Source organism: Umezawaea sp. NPDC059074 (genome assembly GCF_042738955.1).
In the GTDB taxonomy this organism is placed as follows: Bacteria; Actinomycetota; Actinomycetes; order Mycobacteriales; family Pseudonocardiaceae; genus Umezawaea.
Genome location: NZ_JBHYHC010000026.1, coordinates 64,174 through 89,586, shown reverse-complemented (window position 1 = coordinate 89,586; position 25,413 = coordinate 64,174). Strand labels below are relative to the sequence as shown.

Genomic DNA, 25,413 nt, shown 5'->3' with positions numbered 1-25,413 from the left:
GGTGGGCTTGGGCGCGTTCCAGGGACTGCCGATGTCGACCACGCAGGTCTCGGTGGGCGCCATCGCGGGCACTGCGGGTCGTGACTGGCACCGCATCCAGACCAAGTCGTTCCGCGACTTCGGCATCGCCTGGCTCGTCACGCCGCCGTTCGCGGCGGCGGTAGCGGCGCTGACCTACCTGATCGCCTCCTGAAACTGTTGACAGCCCCACCTTGAATCGATAGATCTATATCTAGAAGTTTTTCGAATCAAGGTGGGGTGAGTCCCCGCCGGAGGAGGACCGCGTCATGGCGAAGACCGAGGACATCAAGATCGAAACGACCGGCGGCTTCATCTCCGACCCCACGCAAGCGCCCGCCTCCAGCGGCGGTGGCTGCTGCGGCGAGCCCGCTGACAGCACCGGCGCCGTCGTGGGCGGACAGGGCGGCGGTTGCTGTGGTGAGCCGACCAGCTGACTTCGTCGGCGCACCACGCATCGACCGCACGGATCCGCACAGGGGGAGTGGCATGACAGGGGCCGTCACCGAGGACGAACTCCTCGCGTTGGCCGACGAGATCGATCAGGCTCGAGTGCTGTCGACGTTGGAAGTGTTGTGCGCGCCCGAGTTCACCGGGCGAGGCATCGGCACTCCCGGCCACGACAAGGCGACGGCCTGGGTGGCGGCGAAGTTCGTCGGCCTCGGGCTCGAACCGACCTCGCTCCCGTTCGAGATCCCCGAGGTTTATCGACTGGAGTCCGAGTCACTGCTGGAGGTGGAAGGCCCGCGGCTGTCCGCGACCCTCGAACACCGCGTCGACTACGCGGAACACCCTCGGTCCGGGCCGATGGACGCCGTGGTGGAAGGCGTCGCGACCTCGTGGGACGACGCGCCTCGGGCCGGGGAGTGGACGATCCTGGACCACGTCCCCCAAGGCGACGCCTTCGCCGAGCTCGCCGCGAAGGTGGACGAGGCGGGCGGACTGGGCCTCCTCACCCCGCAGAACCCGGACGGTTCCGGCTTCCTCACCAAGCGCACCATCGGCGCACCGCCCGTGCGGCTGCCCGTCGTGGCTGTGCGGTCCGAACTGCTGGAGCGGATGGCGGGCGGTACCGTCCGAGCCCACCTGCCGCTGTTCCGCGGCCCGGCCACCGGAACCGATGTCGTGGCAGGCCTTCCCGGCAGCGATCCCGACTCCGCGAACCGACCCGTGCTGATCTCCGCCCACTACGACGGAGTGGGCGCCGACCCCGGCCGCCACTTCGAGTGCGCGGGCGACAACGCCAGCGGGGTCGCGGTGCTCTTCGAGATCGCACGCGTGCTGATCGCGCGTGGGAAACCGTTCCCGCGACCCGTGCTGTTCGCCGTGGTCGACGCCGAAGAGGTCGGGGCGCTGGGTTCCCGGCACCACGCCGACCTCCTGGTCGCCGCTGGAGTCCGGCCCGATGTGATCAACCTCGACATGGCCGGGAAGTTCAACGGCGCCGTCGCCGCCGAGGTCGGTGGCGACAGCACCGCGTTGATCAGCGCCCTCGACCGCGCGGGTCGCGCGCTGCACATCCCGTTGGCCGGCGGGGCCGTCGCGTCGGACAACCGGCAGTACGCCGGACGAGGCCTGCCCGCGGTCGGTCTCGGCCTCGGCGCGGCGCACTACCACTCGCCGCTGGACACGCTCGACCGCATCGATCCCGACGCCCTGCGCATGGCGGGCCGACTGGTCGTGCTCTCCACCGCCTTCCTGGCACACGACAACGAGAACATCGTCAAGGAGTAGGACCATGGCCGCCGCAGCGCAATCCGTATCCGCCCAGCTCATCCAGTTGTCGCCCGCCGTCCGCGACAGCCACGCGCTCCTCGCGTCCGCCCGGCAGGACTTCTTCAAGGTCGCGTTCGACGGCGACGCGCTCGACCCGAAGACCAAGGGCGCCGTCGCCCTCACGGCCGCGCTCGTGCAGGGCAACGAGGAGACCGTCCGCTCCTTCCTGGCCATCGCCAAGCAGCTCGGCCTGAACAACGAGGAGATCGGGCAGGTCGCCGGGATCGTGGAGGCCCTCAAGCCCGAGACCCAGCAGCGCCCCGCGCCCCAGGCGACCGCGGCCGCCGCCGCACCGGTGAAGAAGGCCAGCACGTGCTGCTGATCGCCAGACCCCTCAGCGGCCAAGGAGGAGCAGGTGGCTGACCCCGGCAAGACGGTCGTCCTCATCGGCGGACGCGCCCACCGCGAGTTCGAGGTGCTGCACGACCTCGGCTACCGGATCCTCTACCTCGACAAGCGGGTGCCGCTACACCTTATGGCGTGGGTCGACGTGCCCGTCGACGTCGACACCGACGACTGGGACCAGGTCGCCAAGGTGGTCCGCGACCAGCTCGACGGCCAGGCGCCCGCCGCGGTGCTCACCCACGTCGAGCCGCGCATCCCGCTGATGGCGCACCTTGCCGAGCAACTGCTGCCCGAGGGGCGTGGGCTCACGACGAGCGCGGCCCGCAACTGCCGGGACAAGTGGCACACCAGGACCGTTCTGGCCGCCGCGGGCCTGCCCGTGCCGCGCTTCGGCTTGGCCGAAGCCACCCGCGAGGCCGCGCGGATCGCCCGCGACATCGGCTTCCCCGTCGTCGTCAAGCCGCGGGACGGGGCAGGCGCGTTCGGCGTCCGCCGGTGCGAGACCGTCGAGGAGACGCGGATCGCCGCGGGCCACGTCCTCGACGAGGCCTCGCCCGACGCGCTGCCGGGCGTGCTCGTCGAGGAGTACCTGGATGGCCCGGAGTACGCGGTGCAGACCATCACCCGCGGCGGCAAGACCCGTGTGCTCAGCGTGTTCCGCCAGCACATGACCGAGCCGCCGGTGTTCGTGGAGCTGGGTTACGACTTCCCGTCCGGGCTGGCCGAGGACGAGTTGCAGGTGTTGGAACTCCTGGTCACGTCGGTGCTGGACGAACTCGGCGTGGACGACTGGGTCAGCCACACCCAGGTCCGGCTGTGCGCCGACGGGTTCCGGGTAGTCGAGGTCAACGCGCGACGCCCCGGCGGCAGGCTCGTGGAGATGACCGAGGTCGTGTCCGGTGTGGACATGGTCGACGCGGTGTCCCGGTTGGCGCTGGGGATGCCGGTGGAGGAGGGCGAGCCACGCGCATCGCTGGCCCGCTACCGCAGCATCGTGTTCGAGGAAGCCGGAACGCTGCTCTACCAAGCGCCGTCGGCCGGCGCGTTCCCGTCCATCGTGGAGATGGAAGTTCCGTCCGGCGACCAGGTCCAGCCGGTCGACCACCCGGTCGGGGGCGTGTACGGCCGGATCCTCGTGTTCGCCGACTCGGTCGAGGAGTTGGACCGGTTCGAGCGACGAGCTCGCGAAGCGCTGGACCTCCGGGTCGCGCCGTCGGACGACCTGACGTGGGTCGCCGCGGAGACCCGCGAGTTCAAGTCGTGCTGCTGAGGTGGCGGAGATGACCATCACGGACGTGGTCGGTGGCCGTCGGGTCGAGGTCGTGCGCGGTGTCGCCGACCTCGACCGCGAGGTGTGGAACGCCGTGGTGCGTGCCGCGGGCGGCAGCGTGTTCCACTCCTGGGAGTGGCTGGCGGCTTTCGAGGAGGCCCCGCCCGGTGTGTTCGAACCCGCGCACCAGCTCGCCTACGACGGCGACCGGCTCGTCGGCGTCTGCCCCGCCTACCTCGTGCACCACTGCCCGCGGCTGGAGCGGATCGCGGAGACGGCCGGGATCGACCTCGGTGGTCCCGTGCTGCTCGCGCACAGCCTGGCGGCGTTCGCCGGTGGGCCGCTCGCCCTGCCGGAACACCTCGACGCACTGGACGCGCTGATCTCGGGGCTCGCGGACACCGCCGCCGCGCTAGGCGCGTGGGCGTGGGGCGCGGTCAACCTGCCCGCCGGTCGCCTGGTCGGCCGCCTGATCGGAGCCGGGTACGCGGCCGCCCGGCTCAACACCACCTACCTGCTCGACACCCGGCACGCCACCGTCGAGGACTACTGGAGCACGTTCCGCAGCAAGCACCGCCGTGAACTCCAGCGGGAACGCAGGGTGTTGACGCAAAGCGGTGTCCGCATCACCGAGTCCGCTCCGGACGCCGACACCCACGTGCGCCTGGTGCACGGGGTGGTGGCCGACCACGGAGCCTCGCTCGACGTGCTGCCCGAGGACTTCCTGCGCGCGCTGCACCGGCACCTGGCACCCCACGACCGCAGCCTCACCGCGATCGACCTGTCCGGCGACGCGATCGCCGTGTTCGCCGCCTACGACTTCGGGTCCGAACGGTCGCTGTGGTTGGCCGGGCTGGACGTCGATCGGCTCGACTCCTTCGGTCCCTACCGGCCGATGGTGGCCACCGCCGTCGAATCGGCCATCACCGCGGGCGTTCCGCTGGTGAACCTCGGCCGGGGCAACCCCGCGCCGAAGCGCCGCGTCGGCGCGGTCGCGGCCCCCCTGTACCTCGCGCTCGCCACCACCGACCGCCCTCGTACCGCGCTCCTGCACGCGGCGCTGCGGAGGTTGGAGCGCGACGGCGCCGACCACGACGACGTCGGGGACGGGTGTTGTTGATGAGCACCGACGACCGTCCGAGCATCGCGTGCGTCTCGGGTCGCCGGGTGGTGGACGTGCTGGCGGGCATGGACGTGCGCACCGTGCTGCTGGGAGATCCGACCCCGCTGGACCTGGCGTGCCTCGCCGACGTGCCGCTCGACGTCGACCTCGGCGACTGGAAGACCACCGAGGTCGTGCTCGGCGCGCTGCACCAGGTCCGACCGCTGACCGCGGTCTTCAGCGTCTTCGACGCCCACCTGCCCTTGGCGAGCTACCTCGCCGAGCGGTTGGACGTGCGCGGTCTGTCGCTGGCAGCGGCGTTGGCCTGCGACGACAAGGCCCGGATGAGGCTGGCCCTGGAAGGCGCGGGCATCACCGGACCTCGTTACCTCGCCGTCGACGACCCCGCCGACGCCTCGTCCGCGGCCCGCCGCCTCGGCTTCCCCGTCGTGGTCAAGAAAGCAGTTGGGGCACGCGGTCGCGGTTCGCTCGTGTGCCAGGACGACGCGGACGTCGCCAGCGCGGTGACGGCGTTCGGCGGAGGCCCCGTGCTCGTCGAGAGCTACGTCGACGGTCCCGAGTACGCGATCCAGACGATCACCGTCGACGGCGTGACCGAGGTGGTCAACGTGCTCGCCCAGCACGTCGGATCGGGACCTCGGCAACCCGAACTGGGATACGACTACCCCAGCGGACTCGGTGAGGTCGGTGGCCTCGCGGTGGGCAAGTTCGCGGCCTCCGCTCTGCGCGCCTTGGGCTTCGACAACGGCGTGGCCCACGTGCAGGTGCGTGTGAGCGCCGACGGGCCGGTCCTGATCAACATCGCGGCTCGACCGCCCGGAGGGCAGTTGTGCGCTCTGACCGAACGGGTGTCCGGTGTGGACATGACCCGCGCGGCCGTCGATGTGGCGCTCGGACTCCCTGTGCTGCGCCGGGAGCCGACGGCCTCCCGCGCCCTGTACCGCTGCGTGGCCTTCGGCCAAGCCGGGGTCGTGGACTACGACGTCGGCGCGCTCGACTCGCCAGGGGTCTTCCTGGACGTGGAACCGGGTGATCCGGTGCACCCCGCGGACGATCCGCGCGGCGGCAGCTACGGCCGGATCGTGGTGTACGGCGACGAAACCCCTCAGCTGCTTCGCGACTACCACAGCATTCTCGACTCCCTCCGCCCCCGTGTCAGACCTAGCCGGATGTGGTGACACCCATGACCGAGAACGCAAGTCCGCCCACCAGGGTGCTGGTGCTCAGCGGACAGCGAACCGTGAAGATGCTCAAGGACCGCACCGACTACGAGGTCGTCTACGCCGACGAGGGCATGTCCCTGGACATGCTGCTGCTGGCCGACTTCCCCTTGGAGGTGAGCTTCGACGACTGGGAGGCGCTGGCCGTCCAGGTCGCCCAAGTGCACGCCCAGCGGCCCCTCGACGCGATCGTGACGGGCGTCGACCGGCTGGTGCCCCTGGCCGGGATGCTCGCCGAACGCCTGGGGCTGACCACCGGGATCACCGAGGAGGCCGCCCGCAACTGCAACGACAAGGCGGCGACCGAACGGCTCCTGGAAGCCGCCGGAGTTCCCGTGCCCGAACACCGCGTCGTCCGCTCCGCGGTGGAAGGCGTCGCCGCGGCGGGGGAGATCGGGCTCCCGGTCGTCGTGAAGCCCAGGGACGGGACCAGCGCCGCGGGGCTGATGCACTGCGAGACCCCCGAGGACGTCGAGGAGGCCGTCGCGGACATCCTCGCCGACGGCCGGGATTCCGCGTTGATCGAGGAATTCCTCGTCGGAGCCGAGTTCGGGGTGTTCGCGAGCCGGGTCGGCGGCAAGACGACCGTGCTGTACGTGGTCGAGGGGGACGTGGGACCGCCGCCCAAGTTCGTCAAGGTCGGGGCCTGGTTCCCGAGCACGCTGGCCGACGGGCAGCTCGCCGAGATCGAACGGTTGACCGACGAGGCGCTCACGGCCGTGGGACTGGACAACTGGGTGGCCTCGCTCCAGTTCATGATCACCGAGGCCGGTCCCAAGGCGGGAGAGATCAACCCGAGGGTGTCGGGTGGACAAGGCGTCGAGCTGATCGCGGCGACCTCGGGGTACGAGCCGACCCTGGTGGCGGTCGAAGCCGCCCTCGGCCGACACGTCACGCCGACGGAACCCCTTGCCGCAGCAGGGTTGTACCGCAGCATCGTGTTCGCCGAGGCGGGCCGGGTGCGCTACCGGGAAGACCTGCTCGGATCGATCGAGGGGCTGGAATCGCCCGTCCCGCCGTTCATCGAGTTCGACGTGCGGCCCGGTGACGCCGTGCTGCCCATCAACCACCCGCGCGGTGGCGCCTTCGGCCGTGTCGTCCTGGCGGGCCGCAGCGCTGACGAGCTGGACCGCGACTACCAGCGGATCATCACCCAGTTGGACCTGCGGGTGGAGCGTGCCGGGGCCGTCGAGGCCAAGGTCGAGCGCGCTCACACTTCTTGCTGCTGAAGGAAAACCGTTAATAGGTCCGTTCCGCTTGACTGTCGGCACGCACCTTGCTTTGATACTTTTGAAAGTATCTAATCAAGGCCTGGGGAGGTGAACATGGCTGACGACATGATCGGTTCCGGCTGCTGCGAGACCAGCGGCATGGAGGACGTCGCGGAGGATGGCACCGAGTGCGGGTGCGCCTGTGCGTGCTGCGACTAGGCATCCGACGTTCCGGGTGAATTCCGAAGCGGGCCGCGCCCGCCTCCTACGGGTGCGGCCCGCCGCGCACCCCCTCTGTTCCGCCGAACCAGAGAAGAAGAGGACTCGATGTGAAAGAGTCGCTCCGCGCGTTGCGCTTCATGTACAGCTACCCGTTGCGCTACCGCGGCGCCATGGCGCTGGCGACCGCCATCATGCTGCTCGGCCTCCTGGGCAACATCGCCATCCCGCTGCTGATGCGCGTCGCGATCGACGTCGGCGTCCTCGGCGGTGACTCCCAGCTCCTGCTGGTGATCGCGGTCGGCGTGCTCGCCGCGGGCATCGCGACCACCGCCCTGCTGCACATCGGCAAGCGCATGAGGTTCACCGTCGCCAGCAAGGCCGTCACGGACCTGCGCCGCGACATGTTCGCGAAGCTCCTGCAACTCGGGCCCGCCGACGTCGCCGAGGCGTCAGGCGGTCGTGCCCTCACGCGCTTGATCTCCGACGCGGTCGCCGTGCGCGGCCTCACCAACGGCGGCCTGCTCGAACTGCTGAACCAGATCCTCGTCACCGGCGCGATGCTCGTCGCCGCGCTGATCATCGACTGGCGCACGACGTTGATCTCCGTCATCCCCATGGCTTTCGTGATCCTGGGCAACATGACGGTCCAGTTGCGACTGCAGAAGTCGTTCGTGGAACTCAAGGGCCAGTTCACCAAGCTGCTCGCCGGTGTCGGCGAATCGCTCGCGAACATCAACATGGTCAAGTCCTTCGGTCGCGAGGACGCCGCGTCCGGCAAGCTGCACAAGATCAACGAGGACCACGCCGCCCGCGACGGCAAGATGAAGACCACGTACAGCCGGTGGGAGGCCTTCCTCAACGTCATCGGCGGACTGCCCACCCCGATCGCCCTGTTCATCGGCGGCAACGCGGTGGTGGACGGCACGCTCACCGTCGGCAGCCTGGTCGCGATCGTCGCGCTGATCATGATGTTCCAGATGAGCGTCCACATGCTCTCCATGAACGTCAACGGCGCCTTCCGCTCCACCGTCACCGCCCAGCGCCTCCTCAACGTGATCGACGCGAAGTCGGTGCTGACCGAACGCGACGACACCCGGCCGATGCCCCAGCTCGCCGGCGCGCTGAGCGCAAGCGGGGTCGTGGTCGAGATCGCCGACCGACGGGTGCTCGACGGCGTGGACGTGTCCATCGGGGCGGGGGAGAGCGTCGCCCTGGTCGGCCCGACCGGCAGCGGCAAGACCACGCTGCTGCACGTGCTCGCCCGGCTCCGCGACCCGCAGGACGGCGTCGTCGCCTTCGACGGCGTGGACGCCCGCGAGTTCGGCATCACCGACGTTCGCCACCACGTGGTGTGCCTGCCGCAGCGGCAGTGGATCTTCGAGGGGACCCTCGCGGAGAACGTCGGCTTCGCCCGCCCCGAGGCGACCGCCGAGCAGATCGCCGACGCCGTCACGGCCGCAGGTCTCGGCCACCTCCCGCTGGACCGCCACTTCGGCTCCAGCACCCTCGACCTGTCCGCGGGCGAACGCCAGCGCATCGGCCTCGCCCGAGCCCTGCTCGTCGACCCCGAGGTCCTGCTGCTCGACAACCCGACCGCGAACCTCGACGCCGAGACCGAGGCGGCGCTGCTCGACACCATCGTGGCCGTCCGCGGCGAGCGCACGCTGGTCATCGCCACCCAGCAGCCCTCCGTGGCCCGCTACGTCGACCGCGTGATCACCCTGCGCGGCGGTCTGGTGGAGGCGGACGAAGCCGCCCTGACCCTGGCCCACGCCGGAACGTCCGAAGGAGCCCAGGGCAATGGCTGACCCGACCACCAAGACCGCCGAACCGGCGGACGCCCGCGCGGCCCGCAAGATCCTCTGGAACGCCGTCAAGCGGTTCCTGCCCTACATGCGCCCGCACCTCGGCTGGATGTCCATCGCCACCCTCATGGCGGTGCTGTCCTCGATCACCACGATCGCGGTGATGTACACGGTCATGGCGGGCATCGGGCACATCGTGCTCGGCGACCTCGCCGCCATCCAGAGCACCGCCATCAACCTCATGGTGCTGGTGGTGGTCGAGAACGTCATCCGGATCGTCTACAACGCGGCGATGATCAGGGTTAACGAACGCCTGACCGTGACCATCCGCAACGACCTCGTGGCCCGGCTGCACAGCGTGCAGCTCTCCCGCCACGTGGAGCAGGCCAGCGGCGAGTGGGTCACCCGCGTCCTGTTCGAGGCCAACAGGTTCCGCGGCTTCCTCACCAAGTCCGTGATGGAGGTCGTCAACAGCGTCGTCTGGTTCATCGCGTTCTCGGTGTTCCTGCTCGCGTTGAGCCCCGCGGTGGCGCTGCCCACGCTGGTCGCCATCCCGCTGATGGTCTACATCGCCCTCTGGTGGACCGCCCGCCTGCGTCCCGACACCCGGTGCCAGCGCCAGGAGTGGGACAAGATGGTCGGCTACCTCAACCAGCGCATCGACGGCCTCACCGACGTCCGCGCCTTCGGCCAGGAACAGGCTCTGCTCGACGAGCTGGACCGCCGGTCGGCGACCTACAACGTCGTGCACAACAGGTTGTCCCGCAAGCGCTTGTGGCTGTCGTCGCACCTGTCGTTCAGCGTCCACTTCGCACTCGCGCTGCTCATCTTCTTCGGTGGCCTCCAGATCATCCAGGGCCACGCCCTCGGCTCCGGGTTCTTCTTCTCCCTGGCCTCCGGCATGATGCCGATGACCTGGATGCTGCTCGGCACCGACACGATGATGGCGTCGATGGGCATGGCCCAGGGCGCGGCACTGGCTGCGGGCACACTGGCCGCGTTCGCGCTGTTCGTCAAGAAGATGCTCAACCCGGTCCGCGACCTCGCCCACCAGCTCGGCGAGGCCTCCGACATGGCGGTCTCCGCCCAGCGCATCCTCGACGTGCTCGACCTCCCGGCCGAGGACGACAACGGCGAAGCACTGCCCGACGTGCGCGGCGAACTGGAGGTCGACGGCGTCAGCTTCGGCTACTCCGAGGGACCTGAGGTGCTGCACGACCTCACCCTGTCGGCGCGGCCCGGTGAGCACATCGGCATCGTGGGCTCCAGCGGGGCGGGCAAGAGCACGCTCATGCAGCTGCTGGTCCGGCTCTACACGCCGACCTCCGGCACGATCCGCATCGACGGCCACGACCTGTCGACCGTCAGCCGGTCCTCGGTGCGCAACCAGGTCCTCCTGGTCACCCAGGAAGCCCAGCTGTTCGACGGCACCGTCGCGGAGAACATCCGCTTCGGCAGGCCCGACGCCACCGACGAGGAAGTCGTCGCTGCCGCGACGTCGGTCGGCGCCGACGAGGTGATCGCCGAGCTGAGCCAGGGCTACGGCACCAGGGTCGGCGAGCGCGGCTCCCGGCTGTCGGTCGGCGAGCGCCAGCTCGTGGCGCTGGCGCGGGCGATGCTCATGGACCCCAAGGTCATCATCCTCGACGAGGCCGTCTCCAGCGTCGACCCCGCCCGGCAGCGCGTCGTGCTGGCCGCCATCCGACGGCTGCTCGACGGTCGCACCGCCGTGGTCGTCGCCCACTGGCTGGCACTGGTCGAGGACCTGGACCAGGTGTTCGTCCTCGAGGACGGCCGGATCGTCGAGTCCGGCAACCCGGTGGAACTCCTGACCGCGCACGGGCGGCTCGCCGAGCTGCTCGACGTGCAGAACCGCCAGGACAAGCAGGAAACCAACGGAAGGAAGATCCATGTCTAGCGACACCAACGTCAGCGGCCTCTTCGCCTCAGCCCTCGGCACGGAGCCCGCGCCCGCCCCGGCGGCCAAGAGCTCCTGCTGCGGCCCGAAGCCCGAGGCGAAGGTCGAGGAGGCGGCCGCCGCGCCGAAGGTGTCGTCCTGCTGCGGCCCGAAGCCCGCGGCCACCGCGGACGCCGAGGCGGCTCCGAAGGCCAAGAGCTCCTGCTGCAGCTAGTCGAACGAACGAGAACCTGTGGGGAGACTTCGATGACCAGGGTGCGATGGGCGGCGCTCGTGCTGCTGCTGGGCGCGGTAGCGGGATGCGCCGAGCGGCAGGCGGGAGCGGACGGCACCGGCAAGACGTGCACCGAGAGCAAGGACAGCGGAGGGCTCACGGTCGCGCTCGCCTACACGCCCTGCCCGATCAGGGGCGGCCAGTCGGCGTCCGGGCACATCACGGTCAAGGACTCCTCCGGCGCCGTGGTCAAGGACGCCACGGTGAAGGTGCTGCCCGAGATGCCGTCGATGAACATGAAGAGCGGCGAGCAGGACGCGACCCCCAACGGGGACGGGTACGACTCGAAGCTCGTCCTGGGCATGGGCGGCGACTGGACGGTCAAGGTCGTGGTGACGCGCGGTTCCGCGGCCCCGGCCGAGGTGTCCTACACGCTCAGCGCCAAGTAGGGGACGACATGCTGAACCACCGCGCGGTGCTCCTGCCACCGTCGAGCACCGCCGCGCTGGACGCGCACGTCAAGCAGCTCGCCGCCGAGGGGGTCGACGTCGTCAACCTCACCGGCGGCGAGGTGGACTTCCCGACCCCCGACGAGGCGTGCCGCGGCGGCCACCGGGCCATCGACGAGGGGCACACCCGCTACACCCCCGTCGCCGGGATCCCCGCCCTGCGGCAGGCCATCGCCACCCGCCTGACCGACACGTGGGGCAGCCCGCACACCGCGGACCAGGTCGTCGTCACCAACGGCGCCAAGCAGGCCTTGGCCAACGCCTTCGCCGTGCTCCTGGAACCCGGCGACGAGGTGCTGGTCCAGGCGCCGTACTGGGTCAGCTTCCCGCACATGGTCACCCTCGCGGGCGGGGTGCCGGTCGTGATCGAGACCGGCACCGCGACCGGATTCAAGCTGACCCCCGCGCTGGTGGCTGAGCGGATCACTGGTCGTACCAGGGTGTTGCTGCTCAACAGCCCGTCGAATCCCACGGGCGTCACCTACGACCGCCACGAGCTGAGCGCGCTCGTGGAGGTCGCGACGGCGTCGGGGCTCGTCGTCGTGAGCGACGAGATCTACGGGGACCTGGTGTACCCCGGCACGGAGTTCACCAGCACCGCGTCCCTGGGCGAGGCCGTCCGGGCGCGGACCATCACGATCGGCGGTTTCTCGAAGACGTTCGCCATGACGGGGTGGAGGGTCGGCTTCGCCGCGGGACCGAAACCGGTGATCGCCGCCATGGCCGCGGTGCAAGGGCACACGACCTCGGCACCGTCCACGATCTCCCAGCACGCCGCGCTCGCCGTGCTGGACCCCGAACCCGTCGGGGAACTGGCTCGGCGCAAGGCAGACCTCGACCGCCGACGGCGGCAGATGTGCGCGGGACTCGCCGAGATCCCCGGTCTCCGACTGGCCGTCGAGCCGACCGGCGCGTACTTCGTGCTCGTTGACGTCACCGGCCTGTACGGCCGCCAAGGCATCCGCGACGCGGCGACGTTCGCCACCCGCCTGCTCCACGACGCACGGGTCGCGGTCATGCCCGGCGCCGACTTCGGCGCACCGGACCACGTGCGGATGTCCTACGCCATCTCAGCGGACGCCATCGACGGGGCACTCCGTCGTATGCACGCGTTCGCCTCCACCCTCCTCCCAGAGAAAGAGACCAGCCGATGAGCACCGTCACCTACTCGGTCCAGGGCATGACCTGCGGCGGGTGCGCCAAGCGCGTGCGCGCCGCCATCGAGACCGAGGTCCCCGGCCTGTCCGAGATCCAGATCGACCCGGCGGCCGGGCTCGTGCGGATCACCTCCGAGGAGCCCGTCTCCGACGAGGCGATCGAGGCCGCGGTCGGGAAGACCAAGTACACCTACGCCGGGCTCGTGGCGTGAGCGTTCGGCTGAAGCTCGTGGGGTTCGCGGCGATCATCGTCGCGACGTTCTCCATCGCCTACGTCGTGGGCACGCACGCACCCGTGCTCTGGTAGCCGGAATCCGCAGGGGAGGGTTGGGGCACATGGCTGGACCAGTAGCGACCGCACCGCCGCAGGCAGTGGTCACGCTCAACATCGGCGGCATGACCTGCGGGTCCTGCTCGGCCCGCATCGAACGCAAGCTCAACCGCATGGACGGCGTGCGCGCCGAGGTCAACTTCGCGATGGAGCAGGCCCACGTCGCCCACGACCCGACCGTCACGGTGGAACAGCTGATCGCCGTCGTTGAAGGCATCGGCTACACCGCGGCGCTCCCCGTCGAGGAAGTCGTCGAGTCCGCTGTGGACGGACCGAGCAGCGCCGACCTCGCGGAGGAGAGCGCGCTGGCCGCCATGCGCCACAAGCTTTTCCTCTGCACCGTGCTCACGATTCCGATCGTGGCCATGGCGATGATCCCGCCGCTCCAATTCACCAACTGGCAGTGGCTGTCGCTGACGCTCGCCGCCCCGGTTGCCACGTGGGGGGCGGCGCAGTTCCACATCGCGGCCTGGAAGAACCTGCGGCACGGCGCGGGCACGATGGACACGCTGATCTCGCTGGGCGTGATCGCCGCGTTCGGCTGGTCGCTCTACACGCTGTTCTTCGGCTTCGCGGGCACGAACGGTATGCGGATGCCGTTCGTGATGCTGCCGGTGTCCGGCCAGGGCCTGCACCACATCTACCTCGAAGTTGCCGCCAGCCTGACCGTGTTCATCCTCGCCGGCCGCTACGCCGAACACCGCTCCAAGCGCCGAGCGGGCGCCGCGGTGCGGGCATTGCTCGAACTCGGGGCCAAGGACGTCACCGTGCTCCGCGCGGGGGTCGAGGTCACCATCCCCGTCAAGCAGCTCAAGGTGGGGGAGCTATTCGTCGTCCGGCCCGGCGAGAAGATCGCCACCGACGGCGTCGTCACCGAGGGCGGCTCCGCCGTCGACGCCTCGATGCTCACCGGGGAGAGCGTCCCGGTCGAGGTCGGTCCTGGCGACCAGGTCACCGGTGCCACGGTGAACGCCAACGGCCGCCTCGTGGTTCGCGCCGAGCGCGTCAGCTCGGACACCCAGCTCGCCCGGATCGCGCAACTGGTCAGCCAAGCCCAGGCGGGCAAGGCGTCCGTCCAGCGCCTGGCCGACCGGGTCGCGGCGATCTTCGTGCCGGTCGTCATCGCCATCGCGGTGGCCGCGTTCGGGTTCTGGCTGGGCAACGGCGCCGACATGGCCGCCTCGCTCACCGCCGCCGTCTCGGTCCTCGTGGTCGCCTGTCCGTGCTCCCTCGGTCTCGCCACCCCGACGGCACTGCTGGTCGGCACCGGCCGTGGCGCGCAACTCGGCATCCTGATCCGCGGACCCGAGGTGCTGGAGTCCACCAAGCGCGTCGACACCGTCGTGCTGGACAAGACCGGCACCGTCACCACCGGCCTGATGCGCCTGGTCGACGTCGTCTCCGCCGAAGGCGAGGACAACGACGAGGTCCTGCGGCTCGCCGGTGCGCTGGAGGACGCCTCCGAGCACCCGATCGCCAAGGCCATCGCCACCGCCGCCAAGGAGCGCTTCGGCACGCTGCCGCCCGTCACCGACTTCGAGGGCACCGCGGGCCTGGGTGTTCGCGGTGTGGTCGACGGCCGCGCGACGGTGATCGGACGGGCGAACTGGCTGGGAGAGCAGCTCACCACCCCGCCCGAGCTGACCCGGTCGCTGGAGGAGGCCCAGGAACGCGGTCAGACCCCGGTGCTGGTCGGCTGGGACGGGCGGGTGCGCGGCGTGCTGACCGTCGCCGACACCACCAAACCCACGAGCGCGGAAGCCGTGGCACAGCTGCGGAAGCTCGGACTGCACCCGGTGCTGCTGACCGGCGACAACTCGCGTGCCGCCCGCACCATCGCGGCGCAGGTCGGCATCACCGACGTCGAAGCCGAGGTCCTGCCCGCCGACAAGGTCGACGTGGTCCGCAAGCTCCAGGAACAGGGCAGGACCGTGGCCATGGTCGGCGACGGCGTCAACGACGCCGCCGCGCTCGCCCAAGCCGATCTGGGCATCGCGATGGGCACGGGCACCGACGCCGCCATCGAGGCCAGTGACATCACGCTGGTGCGCGGCGACCTGCGCAGCGCCGCGGACGCCGTCCGGCTGTCCCGCCGCACCCTGGGCACCATCAGGGGCAACCTGTTCTGGGCGTTCGCCTACAACATCGCGGCCGTGCCGTTCGCCGCGGCCGGTCTGCTGAACCCGATGATCGCGGGCGCGGCAATGGCTCTGTCGAGCGTCTTCGTGCTCTCGAACAGCCTGCGGCTGCGCACGTTCCGGGCGGACACCCGAGTCGTCGCACCGGTCGAGCCGGAGGACCGGACCAGCCCCGCCACGCTCACCGCAGTCGGCTGAGCCGACCATGAGGACGATGGCGCTCGGCGTGCCCATGGCCGTCGTCGACGTGGACGAGGCGCTGGCGGGCGCTTGGCGCCCCCACCGGTTCGACGTGGACGTGGTGCGGGTGCAGGACCCGCCGGTGGACTGGTGGCCGGACCTGGTGGCGGCAGGGTTCTTCCCCAAGCCCCAGGTCCTCACCTGGCGCGCGGCGAGCGCCGCGAGCGAAGAGGAGTTCATCGCACGGCTGTCCGGAAAGGACCGGCAGAACCTCCGCACGGCCCGGCGACGAACCGTCGAGAGCGGGCTGTCGGTCAAGGTCGAGCAGGTCGACTCGGCGCTGCTCGACGCCTTCCTCCCGTTGTACGAGGCCGGGATCGCGCGGATGGCACACGGCCTGGCCATCGCCTCGCAGAACCGCGACATGCTGCTGGCCGAAGCCGACGACTACTTCGCCGTCTGCATCCGCGACGGCGACGACCTCGTCGGCGCCAGCCTCAACCAGCAGTCGCGCACCCGTGACGAGGTGCGCGCCCGCTTCTCCACCACCGTGCCCGACCAGCGCCAGGCCAGCCTCGCCAAGGTCCTCTACCTGGAGGTCGTCGAAGTCGCCCGGCAACGGGGCTTCGCCTGGGTGAGCCTCGGCAGCGACCCCAACCTCTACGGCCACCTCGCCAAGCCCGGCCTGTTCGGCTTCAAGAACCGCCTCGGCTTCTCCGCGATCCCCTCCCACCTCGTCGACCCCGGCTCCGGCTCCGATCAGGCCGACCGGATCGTCGGCCTCAGCGCCCTCACCGACCCGTCGTTCGTGCTCTCCTACGCGCTCGACGCCAACGGAACGCCACACCGCGGTGAACGGCTCCGGTTAGAGCTGTTCACCACGGACCCGACTGTCGACCAGCGCCCGTACCGGGCCGACTACCTCGACGGCGTGACCGTGCACCGCGTTGCCCGGCGTCCATGACGGTGACCCGCCTGCCCACGCGGACACCGGGAGTGCCGCTCACCGCGCTGCTGGTGACGGGTGGCGTGTCCGGTGTCCTCATCGGGTGCGCGATGGCGGCCGCGACCTCGACTCCCGGTTTGGTGGAGGCTTCGACGGCGGTCGTGGTCGGCTTGCCACTGGCTCGGATGGCGATCACGATCGCTGCGTTGATCACGCTCGGGTTGGCGCTGCTTCCTTTTCTTTCGGCCGGTTCCCCGAGCGGCAGGCGTTTCGCGGTGCTGTCCTCCGCGGTCTGGGCGTCGGCCGCGCTCACCTGTCTGGTGCTGGAGGTCGCGACCGTCCACGTGGGACACCCGATCGACCTCGCCCTGGTCGTCGGCTACGTCGGCGATTTCCGCACCGGAACCGCGCTGTCGCTGGTCGCCGGGGGAGCGGTGGTGAACCTCGTGGTCGCCGCAGTCGGCTACCGGCTCCCCGGACGGGTGCCACCTGCCGTGCCCGTCATCGTGGCGGCGTTGACGCTGCTCCCGTTGCCTCCCAGCGGCCACTCGTTCGAAGCGCCGACGGCCCTTCTCGCGATCGGTGTGCTCTGCCTGGAGCTCCACGTGCTCGCGGCGACGGCGTGGACCGGTGGCCTCTTCGCCGTGGTGGTCCTGCTCGGGAAACGCCGCGACCTCCTCGCCGACGCACTGCCGAGGTTCTCGAGCCTCGCCACGGTCTGCGTGTTCCTCACGGCCGTCACCGGCATGGCCTCTGCGGGGTTGCACCTCGTGGTGACACCAGGCGTGACCAGGTACGAGGCCCTGGTCACGACCCAGTACGGCCTGGTCCTGCTGTGCAAGGCGACCTGTCTGGTGGCCGTCGGCCTGCTCGGCGCGCACATCCGGTTCCGGCTGCTGCCCGCGATCCGGGAGCGGCACCGGACCGCGCTGGTCGCCTGGGTAGCGTTGGAGCTGTCGGTCATGGGGCTGGCCTTCGGGTTCGCCGCGATCCTCGCTCGAAGCCCGGTGCTCGGATGACGTCGGAGGCAGTGGTGACCCAGGTCGTGGTGATCGGCGGCGGCCAAGCGGGCCTGGCGGCCGGGTACTACCTGCGGCGGGCGAAGCTGGACTTCGTCATCCTCGACGCTCGGACCGAGCCCGGCGGCGCGTGGCCGCACGGCTGGAACTCGCTGCGCCTGTTCTCCCCGGCCCGGCACAGCTCGCTGCCTGGTTGGCCAATGCCCGCGTTCCGCGAGGGCTACCCGCCCGCTCAGCACGTGGTGGAGTACCTGACGGCGTACGAGAAGCGCTACGAACTGCCGATCCACCGGCCTGTCCGGGTGCGGTCGGTACGTCGGGATCCGGACGGCCTGCGCGTCGAAACCGATCTCGGCGACTGGACCGCGGGCGCGGTCATCAGCGCGACCGGGACGTGGTGGCGCCCGTTCATCCCGACGATCCCCGGCACGTTCACCGGCCGCCAGCTGCACACCGTCGAGTACCGCGGGCCGGAGCAGTTCGCCGGACAACGGGTCGTGGTCGTCGGCGGCGGCAATTCCGGAGCCCAGATCGCCGCCGACCTCGCCGAGCACGTCGACCTGACGTGGTGCACCGCCCGTCCACCGCGCTACCTGCCCGACGAGATCGACGGCAAGGCCCTGTTCGACATCGCGACCACCAAGCCCGGCGGCATCGGCCACCTCGGCGACATCGTGGCCGTCCCGCCCGTGCGCCTCGCGCGGGACGCGGGCCTGCTGACGGCGCGGCCGGTGTTCGACCGCTTCGACGGCCAGGACGTGGTGTGGTCGGACGGGACGCGCGAACCCGCCGACACGGTGATCTGGTGCACCGGCTTCCGCCCCGCGCTCGGTCACTTGTCACCGCTGGGACTTCGAGCGCCCGACGGCCTCATCCCCACCACCGGCACCCGTGCTGTCGGTGAGCCTCGGTTGCACCTGCTCGGCTACGGCAACTGGACCGGCGCGGCGTCGGCGACGTTGATCGGCGTGGGCCGCACGGCGAAGGCGGCCGTCACGGAGATCGCGGCAGACCTGAGCTGAGCCGTCAGCGCCGGTCGCCAGTCGCGGGCAGGCACAGCACCGCGACGACGCCGAACAGCGCCCCGCACAACGCCGCGACCCACCACGGCTCGCCGTAGACGCGCACCAGCACGATCCAGACCGCCGCGACCAGGCTTCCCCACTCGACGCGGTGGTCGGAAGCCCAGTTCAGCAGCGTGATCAGCCGGGCGAGCACCATGATCCGCACGGGAGGCCTACCAGCCATGTGTGCCACCAGAACGTCCTCTCCCGGCTGCCTTGGATCGACATTCACCAATCCAAGTCAACCAGCCTGAATCGATGACTGTCAATCTAGCGACGCGGCAGGGGAGAGCTAGCCGACCGCCGATGAACAAGTGAAGATGAAAGGGTGAACACGAACGGCGACAGCCGCACCAAGGCGGCCGCGGCGCGATCGTCGACCGTGACCACCGACATCGAGCACATGGCCAAGGTCTTCAAGGCCCTGTCCGACCCCATCCGCGTCCGCCTGGTCACCCTCGTGCGCTGGGCCAACGACGGCGAAGCCTGCTTCTGCGGCCTCGCCCGCGAGTTCGACATGCCCCAGGCCTCCCTGAGCCACCACCTCCGCGTCCTCGTACAGGCCGGAATCCTGACCCGCGAACGCCGCGGCACATGGAGCTGGTACCGCTTGAGCACAGACAGCCTTGGCCCGGCCGAGCAGTGGCTTGGCGGCCACGGCCCGCTCGCCAGCGGCGTCGTAGGCAGCGTCGACCTCGGTGATTTCCGCTGCTAGGTGGTGTCCTGTAAGTGTCATCGGAGCCGCAACGCGATCCTTGCGATGGTGAGTTTCGCGCGCTTGGCAGGCGGAAGCGATCTGGTCGGCCCGTTCTGGACTGGCGAACACGACCCGGCGTCGACTTAGCGCTCGGCGGGTTGAGGGATGTAAACAAACCTTTGTTCGCGATTACCGTTTCCGGTCATGACAGTGGATGTCTTGGTCTGTCACGCCGGACCCGGATCCACCCCTGATCGCCTGGGGATGCCAGCCTCCCAGCTGGCGACTCCTCGCGACAATCCGGGACAGCCCGGCCACGAAGTCCTTCGCACGGCGATGATCATGTTGTGCACGGTTGGTCACCCGCCTCCTGACGAAGTTCGGCGATTGTGGCCGCGTCGATCAACTTGTCCGAGGAGCTGCTGGAGCTCATGCCTTTCACCTTGGGATGCGTGTAGCGGCAAGATCATCGGTTCATACCTTCACACACAGCTCGTCGAGCGCGTCGTGCTGCCGCGCGGTCTCCTGTCTGCTCGTGCTGACCCCCACCAGCCCCACCAACGCCACAGTGCCCCTCGAGTCGTTCAACGAACGTGTTCATCGACCGGCGTAGAGCCTGCCGGTTGACCACCGGCGCCTCGCCGAGCCCGAGGACAGGTGCTCATCAATCGACCGTTTGTCGAACGCGCTGGCGGTGGGGTTCACCCCGCTCGATGGTGTGACTTTCAGTATTCGCCAGGCTGCTATGCGTAACGATGGTGTCCGTTCCGTCGTCGTCTTCAGGAAGGAAAGTTCATGAGCATCACGGAAGGGCAGGCCGCAGATGCCCTCCAGTCCGGTACGCCGATCGTCCTGGCGCCCGGTCCGCGCACGACCGACCGCATCCCGCCACCGCCCAGCGACGTCTGGGACCTGCCCAACGGCACCGCCTGGGTCTACTACGGCGAGGGCAACAGCGCGTTGACCCGCCCGGTTCTGCTGGCGGACGGCTTCAGCGTCGGCCCCAGTGACCTCTCCTTCACCTGGGAACAGCTGGAGCACGGCCCGTTCCCGCTGCTGAGCGAGCTCCGCCGCCGGGGCCGTGACGTCGTCCTGGTCGGCTACCACGAGCGCAGCGCGTCGATCCTGCAGAACGCCGAGGCGGTGACCGCCGCGGTCACCGAGGCGATCGACCGCCGCGTCGGCGATCACCCGCTGACCGTCGGCGGGTTCAGCATGGGCGGCCTGGTCACCCGCTACGCCCTGGCCAAGATGGAGACCGCTGGCATCGAGCACGAGGCGCAGCTCTACTTCTCCTGGGACAGCCCGCACACCGGTGCCTGGATCCCCATCGCCCTCCAGGCGTTCGCGCACTACACCCGCAAGCTCGACTCCCGCTTCTCCGATCAGATCAACAGCCCGGCCTCCCAGGAGTTGCTCTGGCAGCACATCGCGGGCTGGGAGGACAAGCCCGCCACCAGCGATGCGCGTCTGGCGTTCCTGCGCGCGCTGGAGGAGGTCGGCAACTGGCCCCGTGCCCGGCAGACCCGGCTGGTCGCCCTGGCCAACGGTCCCGGCGGCGGTGAGGGCAACGGCGTCGCGCCCGGTGCCGCGGCCCTCACCGGCAAGGGACTCGGCGTGACCGGCACCGCGTTGTACACCCAGGCCGAGGGCGAGGACCAACTGGTGGCCAAGCTGCGGGTGGTCACCGTGCCCACCCGGGAGATCCGCACCGGCGGACTGCCCGACATCGACGGCGCGCCCGGCGGCACCCTGCACGGCTTCGGCATCCTCGCCGATGCCCTCAACGAGGTCGTGGGCTTCGGCGTCGACAACCCGGTCCGCGAGCACTGCTTCGTTCCGACCGTCAGCGCCGTCGCCCTGCGGGAACCGGCCACCCACGACGACCTCTACACCCCGATCAGCGTGCAGGATCTGGAGCAGACGCCCTTCCACGCCGTCAAACTCGCCTCGCAGAACGACACCCATACCCTGATCACCGAGGAACTGTCCACCTGGTTCCTCGACCAACTGCCGTAGAGGCTTCCCACGCGCCCGGTTCGCGGCCCGCCGCGAACCGGGACGGCACACTCGAAAGACCCCGCACGCGATCCACCGCCGGAGTCGACGGTGCCGCCCAGGGACGGTCGAGGCGACCCCGCCCTGGGCGCCGCCAGTCGGGTCAGAACCCGTCAACACGCCGCGACCAACCACTACAGAGAAATGCCGGACGCCCAGATCAACGGCTTGCAGGACAAGCTCTAGTCGGTGTTCCGCGGAATCGACCCGAGCGAGATGGCAGTGGCGATCACCGCGATCACCGCGATCACGAGGAAAACCGCCGAGTAGCCGCCCATCGACCCGGCGAGCGAGGTGGCCACCCACGGTGCCGACGCCGTGGTCACCGCGACCGGAGCGGACAGCAGTCCGCCCAGGCGGCCGTAGTGCGCCGAGCCCCACCGGTCCGACACCGCCGTAGCTTGCAGCAACGTGAACACACCCCGAGCACACCCCGCCAGCACCGCCGCGCCGATCAGCAGCACGGCCGGACCGGGCAGCAGTCCCAAGAGGACGGTGGTCGCGGCGGAGGTCAGCAGGATGACGGTCGTCCGGGTTCGAACTGTGGTCCGGGCCGTCAATCTGCCGTAACCCAAGCGCCCCAACACCTGCCCGACGCCGCCGAGCCCCAAAGCCCACGCCGCCGTCGTGGTGGACAGACCTCGCTCGGTCAACAGCGGCACGAGTGTGACGACAACGGCGTACACGGCGAACGCGCCGAGACTCAACGCCACCACGAGCGTCACGAACGCCGGACTCCGTGCGATCCGTTCGGGATCGGCAACGTCTTCGGTCGTGGCGACGTGCGCGGTCCACGGTCGGCGCAACCCGAAGATGTGCGCCGGGATCGTGATCAGGCCGAGCGCGGCGGCCAGGACGAGGTAGCTGATCCGCCACCCCAGGTGCTCGTCGAGCACGGCGCTCAAGGGAGCGAACACCGTGCTGGCAAGACCGCCGATCAAGGTCAGCGTGGTCAACGCGGTCACCCGGCGTTCCCCGTACCAGCGCGTCAACGCCGCGAACGCGGGCTGATACAGCACTCCCGCCATGGCCGTGCCGATCAAGAACCACGCGACCAGGAACACCGGATAGCTCTGGCTCGTGGCCAAGAGCACGACGGCGCTCACCGCGAGCACCGAGCCGCACGTCATCACCACCCGCGGCCCACGGCGGTCGAGCACCCGGCCGACCGGGATCCCCACGACCGCGCTGACGATCTGCGCGAGGGAGAACCCGACGATCACCGCGGGCATCGACCAGCCCGTGTCGCGGGCGATCGTCGGTGCCAGCACGGGGAAGGCGTAGAACAGCACGCCCCAACTGGTGATCTGCGTCAGGCACAGGACCACGAGGACGTTCCGCGGCCCGGCACGCTCTTCTTGTGTGCCGGACCGCTCGACCTCGGCGGTCAACGCGCGGAAGGCGCGCTCAGCGTCAACACCTGCGGCTCGGCCGGAGCGCAGCAGCCGCCGCTGTCGGCGGGCTTGTCGGCTACCTCCACGTCGAACACGCCCGCCCCGCCGCAGACACCGGTCTCGGGCAGCGTCAGCTCCACTCGGGCGGCGGCCTCGTCGTCCCCGGCGAGCTTCGCCACGACACTGCGCACCTGCTCGTAGCCGGTCATCGCGAGGAACGTCGGAGCGCGGCCGTAGCTCTTCATCCCGGTCAGGTACACGCCCGGCTCGGGTTGGGCCAGCTCGGCGGCTCCGTGCGGGTAGACCGTGCCGCACGAGTGCGCGTTCGGGTCGATCAGCGGCGCCAGCGCCTTCGGGGCCTGCAACACCGGGTCCAGGTCCAGTCGGATCTCCGAGAGCCAGGACAGGTCCGGGCGGAACCCGGTCAGCACCACGACCTCGTCCACCGGCTCCAGTCGGTGCTCGTCCTGCGACACCAGCACGAGCCTGCCGTCCTCGGAACGCTCGACCCCGGTCGTGCGGAACCCCGTGACCACCTCGACGTGCCCGTCGCGCGCCGCCTGCTTGGCCCGCTCACCCAACGCGCCGCGGGCGGGTAGCTGGTCGGCATCCCCGCCGCCGAAGACGTCGCCGACCGCACCGCGCCGCAGCAACCAGATGACCTTCGTGTCGGGAAGCCCGGTCAACGCCACGAGCGCCGTCAACGCCGAGTGCCCGCTCCCTGCCACAGCAACGCGCTTTCCCGCGTACCGCGCGACCACGCCCGCATCGCTCAGGTCCGGCACGCGGTAGGTGATCCGATCCGCTGCCGCCCGCTCGCCGAGGGCGGGCAGCCCGTCGCCGCCCAGCGGGTTGGGCGAGTTCCACGTTCCGGAGGCGTCGATGAGCCCGCTGGCGGCGATCCGTTCCTCGGTGCCGTCGGCCGTGACGACGTGCACCGTCAGCGGCTCGGTCTCCCGGCCGGCGTCGACGATCCGGTCCCGGCCACGTCGAGCCGTTCCGACCACCTTCGTGTCGAACCGCACCGCGTCACCCAGCGCCTCGGCTAGCGGTCGGAGGTACAGCTCGACCCACTCGGAGCCGGTCGGATACCCCGCTGCCGGTCGCTGCCAGCCTGTCGGCTCCAGCAACCGCGCTGCGGCCGGGTCGACCAGCTCGGCCCAGTCCGAGAACAACCGCACGTGGTTCCACTGCGCCACGGCCGCACCAGGTCCGGAACCGACCTCCAGCACCAGCGGTCGAAGCCCACGCTCGACCAGGTTCGCCGCGGCGGCGAGCCCGACCGGGCCCGCACCGACCACAACCACCGGCAAGTCGCTCATCGGAGTACCCCATTCATCGAAGGTTGTCAATATAGTGATTCGAACTCTATCGACACAGGCCGATTGACGCAACCATCGATCTGCGTCGATACTCGAACGCATGACGACGACAGCGCCCCCGCCCGGCCTGATCGCACCGCACGACGCCGCGACCTACGCCGAGTGGTTCGCCTGCCTCGCCGAACCCACCCGCGTGCGACTCCTGCACGCCGTGGCCATCGCGAGCAAGCCGGTCACGGTGGGGGAGTTGACCGAGCAGCTCGGCATCAGCCAGTCCACCTGCTCCCACCACCTGCGCAAGCTCTCCGAGGTCGGCTTCGTCAGCCTCCGCAAGCAGGGCACCACCACCCTCGTCAGCGTGAACCCCTCCTGCTGCACCGGCCTGCCCCACGCGGCCGACGTCGTCATGGGCATGCTCGCCCCGACGCCGTGCTGCCCGACCGATGTCCCCTCAGACGTCCTCGTGCGCGACCTGCGTCCCGACGACTGGACCGCCGTGCGCCGCATCTACGCCGAAGGGATCGCCACCGGCGACGCCACCTTCGAAACCGAGGTTCCCACCCGCGCCGACTTGGACGCGAAGTGGTTGCCCGGCCACCGCTGGATCGCCGAGGTCGACGGCCAGGTCGCGGGCTGGGCGGCGGCAACGGCCGTGTCGACCCGCGACTGCTACTCGGGCGTCGCGGAAACCTCGGTCTACGTGGGCGAGGACCACCGCGGTCGAGGCGTCGGCAAAGCCTTGCTGCGCAAGCAGGTCACCGCCGCCGACGCCAACGGCCTGTGGACCTTGCAGACGTCGATCTTCCCGGAGAACCGAGCAAGCCTCGCCCTGCACCACAGCGCGGGCTACCGCACCCTCGGCGTTCGCGACCGCATCGCCCGGCATTACGGCCAGTGGCGCGACACCGTGTTCCTTGAACGGCGGAGTACCAGTAAGGCGGCGGTGCAGTAGCGCCTATGCAGTCAGGTTGTGCAGAACTTCCGGGTCCTTGCTGGACAGGTACCTGAAGCTCTGGGGCGGGTGAAACCCCGTCTGGCTGCGCAGGTAGGCCAGCGTGTGCGCGTCGACCAGCCTCGTGGCATTGCCGACCACCACGGCGGTGGCGAGATCGGCGCCCTCGAAGTACTGGTCGAATTCCGCTCGGCTGAGCCCCATCTTGGTGCGGTACCTGCGCCAGATCCGTGCGGGGGTGTCGACGTCCCGGTCCATCAGGGTCGCGACCCCGACGACCGCCATGACCGGTGTGCTGGAGTAAAGAATCAGCTGTGTACCCGCAGGCGCAGCGATTCGAGTGCGCCTGAGCTCCACAGTTTTGGACCGGTCCAGGATGGCGTCGGCGAACCTTGGCCTGAGCGACAACAACAACGGCCGTAGGCCGGTTTCCAACGCGCTGGGTTCCGCCGCTGTCACGCTCACGAGGAGTGACCTTAGCGGTACCGGCCGGCCGTCGACGATCATCCGTTGGGAGTGTTGCT

25 protein-coding genes are annotated in these 25,413 nt (G+C 70.0%); 21 read left to right on the top strand and 4 right to left on the bottom strand.

All coding sequences use genetic code 11. The features are described 5' to 3' along the window. From ACFWW9_RS14925 to ACFWW9_RS14840, 18 genes are all read left to right on the top strand, one after another. Positions 1-193: inorganic phosphate transporter (locus ACFWW9_RS14925; protein WP_390376687.1), on the top strand; the 193-nt coding region annotated here is incomplete at its 5' end. A 94-nt stretch (positions 194-287) separates the two neighbouring features. Then, the gene (locus ACFWW9_RS14920; protein ID WP_390376684.1) at positions 288-455 is read left to right on the top strand and encodes a hypothetical protein; all 168 of its coding nucleotides are present in this window, start codon (positions 288-290) and stop codon (positions 453-455) included. A 52-nt stretch (positions 456-507) separates the two neighbouring features. Beyond that, complete coding sequence (locus tag ACFWW9_RS14915) at positions 508-1,752, top strand: M28 family metallopeptidase (RefSeq protein ID WP_390376681.1); 1,245 nt, start codon at positions 508-510, stop codon at positions 1,750-1,752. Between the two features lie 4 nt (positions 1,753-1,756). After that, positions 1,757-2,116 carry a carboxymuconolactone decarboxylase family protein gene (locus ACFWW9_RS14910; RefSeq protein WP_390376678.1) on the top strand — a complete coding sequence of 120 codons (360 nt, stop codon included), beginning with the start codon at positions 1,757-1,759 and terminating at the stop codon, positions 2,114-2,116. A gap of 33 nt (positions 2,117-2,149) precedes the next feature. Beyond that, positions 2,150-3,409: an acetyl-CoA carboxylase biotin carboxylase subunit family protein gene (locus tag ACFWW9_RS14905; protein WP_390376676.1), complete on the top strand. Its 1,260-nt coding sequence runs from the start codon at positions 2,150-2,152 to the stop codon at positions 3,407-3,409. 10 nt (positions 3,410-3,419) lie between these two features. After that, positions 3,420-4,529: a GNAT family N-acetyltransferase gene (locus tag ACFWW9_RS14900; protein WP_390376673.1), complete on the top strand. Its 1,110-nt coding sequence runs from the start codon at positions 3,420-3,422 to the stop codon at positions 4,527-4,529. Beyond that, positions 4,529-5,710 carry an acetyl-CoA carboxylase biotin carboxylase subunit family protein gene (locus tag ACFWW9_RS14895; RefSeq protein ID WP_390376670.1) on the top strand — a complete coding sequence of 394 codons (1,182 nt, stop codon included), beginning with the start codon at positions 4,529-4,531 and terminating at the stop codon, positions 5,708-5,710. The genes ACFWW9_RS14900 and ACFWW9_RS14895 overlap by 1 nt, the downstream gene beginning before the upstream one ends. A 5-nt stretch (positions 5,711-5,715) precedes the next feature. Continuing rightward, positions 5,716-6,981: an acetyl-CoA carboxylase biotin carboxylase subunit family protein gene (locus ACFWW9_RS14890; protein ID WP_390376667.1), complete on the top strand. Its 1,266-nt coding sequence runs from the start codon at positions 5,716-5,718 to the stop codon at positions 6,979-6,981. A gap of 311 nt (positions 6,982-7,292) precedes the next feature. Beyond that, positions 7,293-8,993, top strand: a complete 1,701-nt coding sequence (locus tag ACFWW9_RS14885) for an ABC transporter ATP-binding protein (RefSeq protein ID WP_390376663.1) — start codon at positions 7,293-7,295, stop codon at positions 8,991-8,993. Beyond that, positions 8,986-10,908, top strand: coding sequence for an ABC transporter ATP-binding protein (locus ACFWW9_RS14880; protein WP_390376660.1), 1,923 nt, complete (start codon positions 8,986-8,988; stop codon positions 10,906-10,908). The genes ACFWW9_RS14885 and ACFWW9_RS14880 overlap by 8 nt, the downstream gene beginning before the upstream one ends. Next, positions 10,901-11,122 (top strand): hypothetical protein, encoded by a 222-nt coding sequence (locus ACFWW9_RS14875; protein ID WP_390376657.1) that lies wholly within the window; start codon positions 10,901-10,903, stop codon positions 11,120-11,122. The genes ACFWW9_RS14880 and ACFWW9_RS14875 overlap by 8 nt, the downstream gene beginning before the upstream one ends. Before the next feature lie 32 nt (positions 11,123-11,154). Then, positions 11,155-11,571: a FixH family protein gene (locus ACFWW9_RS14870; RefSeq protein ID WP_390376654.1), complete on the top strand. Its 417-nt coding sequence runs from the start codon at positions 11,155-11,157 to the stop codon at positions 11,569-11,571. An 8-nt stretch (positions 11,572-11,579) separates the two neighbouring features. Beyond that, complete coding sequence (locus tag ACFWW9_RS14865) at positions 11,580-12,785, top strand: pyridoxal phosphate-dependent aminotransferase (RefSeq protein ID WP_390376651.1); 1,206 nt, start codon at positions 11,580-11,582, stop codon at positions 12,783-12,785. Beyond that, positions 12,782-13,000: a heavy-metal-associated domain-containing protein gene (locus ACFWW9_RS14860; protein WP_390376648.1), complete on the top strand. Its 219-nt coding sequence runs from the start codon at positions 12,782-12,784 to the stop codon at positions 12,998-13,000. The genes ACFWW9_RS14865 and ACFWW9_RS14860 overlap by 4 nt, the downstream gene beginning before the upstream one ends. 124 nt (positions 13,001-13,124) lie before the next feature. After that, entirely contained in the window at positions 13,125-15,455 is a 2,331-nt protein-coding gene (locus tag ACFWW9_RS14855; RefSeq protein WP_390376645.1) for a heavy metal translocating P-type ATPase, read from the top strand. 7 nt (positions 15,456-15,462) lie between these two features. Beyond that, positions 15,463-16,401 carry a GNAT family N-acetyltransferase gene (locus ACFWW9_RS14850; RefSeq protein ID WP_390376642.1) on the top strand — a complete coding sequence of 313 codons (939 nt, stop codon included), beginning with the start codon at positions 15,463-15,465 and terminating at the stop codon, positions 16,399-16,401. Continuing rightward, positions 16,398-17,402, top strand: a complete 1,005-nt coding sequence (locus tag ACFWW9_RS14845) for a copper resistance D family protein (protein WP_390376639.1) — start codon at positions 16,398-16,400, stop codon at positions 17,400-17,402. Before ACFWW9_RS14850 ends, ACFWW9_RS14845 begins: the two co-directional genes overlap by 4 nt. Further along, a complete protein-coding gene (locus tag ACFWW9_RS14840; RefSeq protein ID WP_390376636.1) occupies positions 17,399-18,424 on the top strand; it encodes an ArsO family NAD(P)H-dependent flavin-containing monooxygenase in 1,026 nt (341 codons plus the stop codon). Before ACFWW9_RS14845 ends, ACFWW9_RS14840 begins: the two co-directional genes overlap by 4 nt. 4 nt (positions 18,425-18,428) lie before the next feature. On the opposite strand, the gene ACFWW9_RS14835 is transcribed toward ACFWW9_RS14840, so the two are convergent. Then, positions 18,429-18,650, bottom strand: a complete 222-nt coding sequence (locus ACFWW9_RS14835; RefSeq protein ID WP_390376633.1) for a hypothetical protein — start codon at positions 18,648-18,650, stop codon at positions 18,429-18,431. A 144-nt stretch (positions 18,651-18,794) separates the two neighbouring features. Here ACFWW9_RS14835 and ACFWW9_RS14830 point away from each other — a divergent pair, with 144 nt between their 5' ends. Both ACFWW9_RS14830 and ACFWW9_RS14825 read left to right on the top strand, forming a co-directional pair. Continuing rightward, positions 18,795-19,181, top strand: coding sequence for an ArsR/SmtB family transcription factor (locus ACFWW9_RS14830; RefSeq protein ID WP_390376630.1), 387 nt, complete (start codon positions 18,795-18,797; stop codon positions 19,179-19,181). A 777-nt stretch (positions 19,182-19,958) separates the two neighbouring features. After that, on the top strand, positions 19,959-21,182 hold the full coding sequence (locus ACFWW9_RS14825) for an esterase/lipase family protein (protein WP_390376627.1): 1,224 nt from the start codon (positions 19,959-19,961) through the stop codon (positions 21,180-21,182). Positions 21,183-21,403: 221 nt separating this feature from the next. On the opposite strand, the gene ACFWW9_RS14820 is transcribed toward ACFWW9_RS14825, so the two are convergent. Together ACFWW9_RS14820 and ACFWW9_RS14815 are read right to left on the bottom strand one after the other, a co-directional pair. Continuing rightward, positions 21,404-22,612, bottom strand: coding sequence for an MFS transporter (locus ACFWW9_RS14820; protein ID WP_390376624.1), 1,209 nt, complete (start codon positions 22,610-22,612; stop codon positions 21,404-21,406). Further along, positions 22,609-23,937 (bottom strand): FAD-dependent oxidoreductase, encoded by a 1,329-nt coding sequence (locus ACFWW9_RS14815; protein WP_390376621.1) that lies wholly within the window; start codon positions 23,935-23,937, stop codon positions 22,609-22,611. The genes ACFWW9_RS14820 and ACFWW9_RS14815 overlap by 4 nt, the downstream gene beginning before the upstream one ends. 100 nt (positions 23,938-24,037) lie before the next feature. Here ACFWW9_RS14815 and ACFWW9_RS14810 point away from each other — a divergent pair, with 100 nt between their 5' ends. After that, complete coding sequence (locus ACFWW9_RS14810) at positions 24,038-24,889, top strand: helix-turn-helix domain-containing GNAT family N-acetyltransferase (protein WP_390376618.1); 852 nt, start codon at positions 24,038-24,040, stop codon at positions 24,887-24,889. A 3-nt stretch (positions 24,890-24,892) separates the two neighbouring features. On the opposite strand, the gene ACFWW9_RS14805 is transcribed toward ACFWW9_RS14810, so the two are convergent. Then, positions 24,893-25,396 (bottom strand): hypothetical protein, encoded by a 504-nt coding sequence (locus ACFWW9_RS14805; protein ID WP_390376615.1) that lies wholly within the window; start codon positions 25,394-25,396, stop codon positions 24,893-24,895. Positions 25,397-25,413 lie beyond the last annotated feature (17 nt).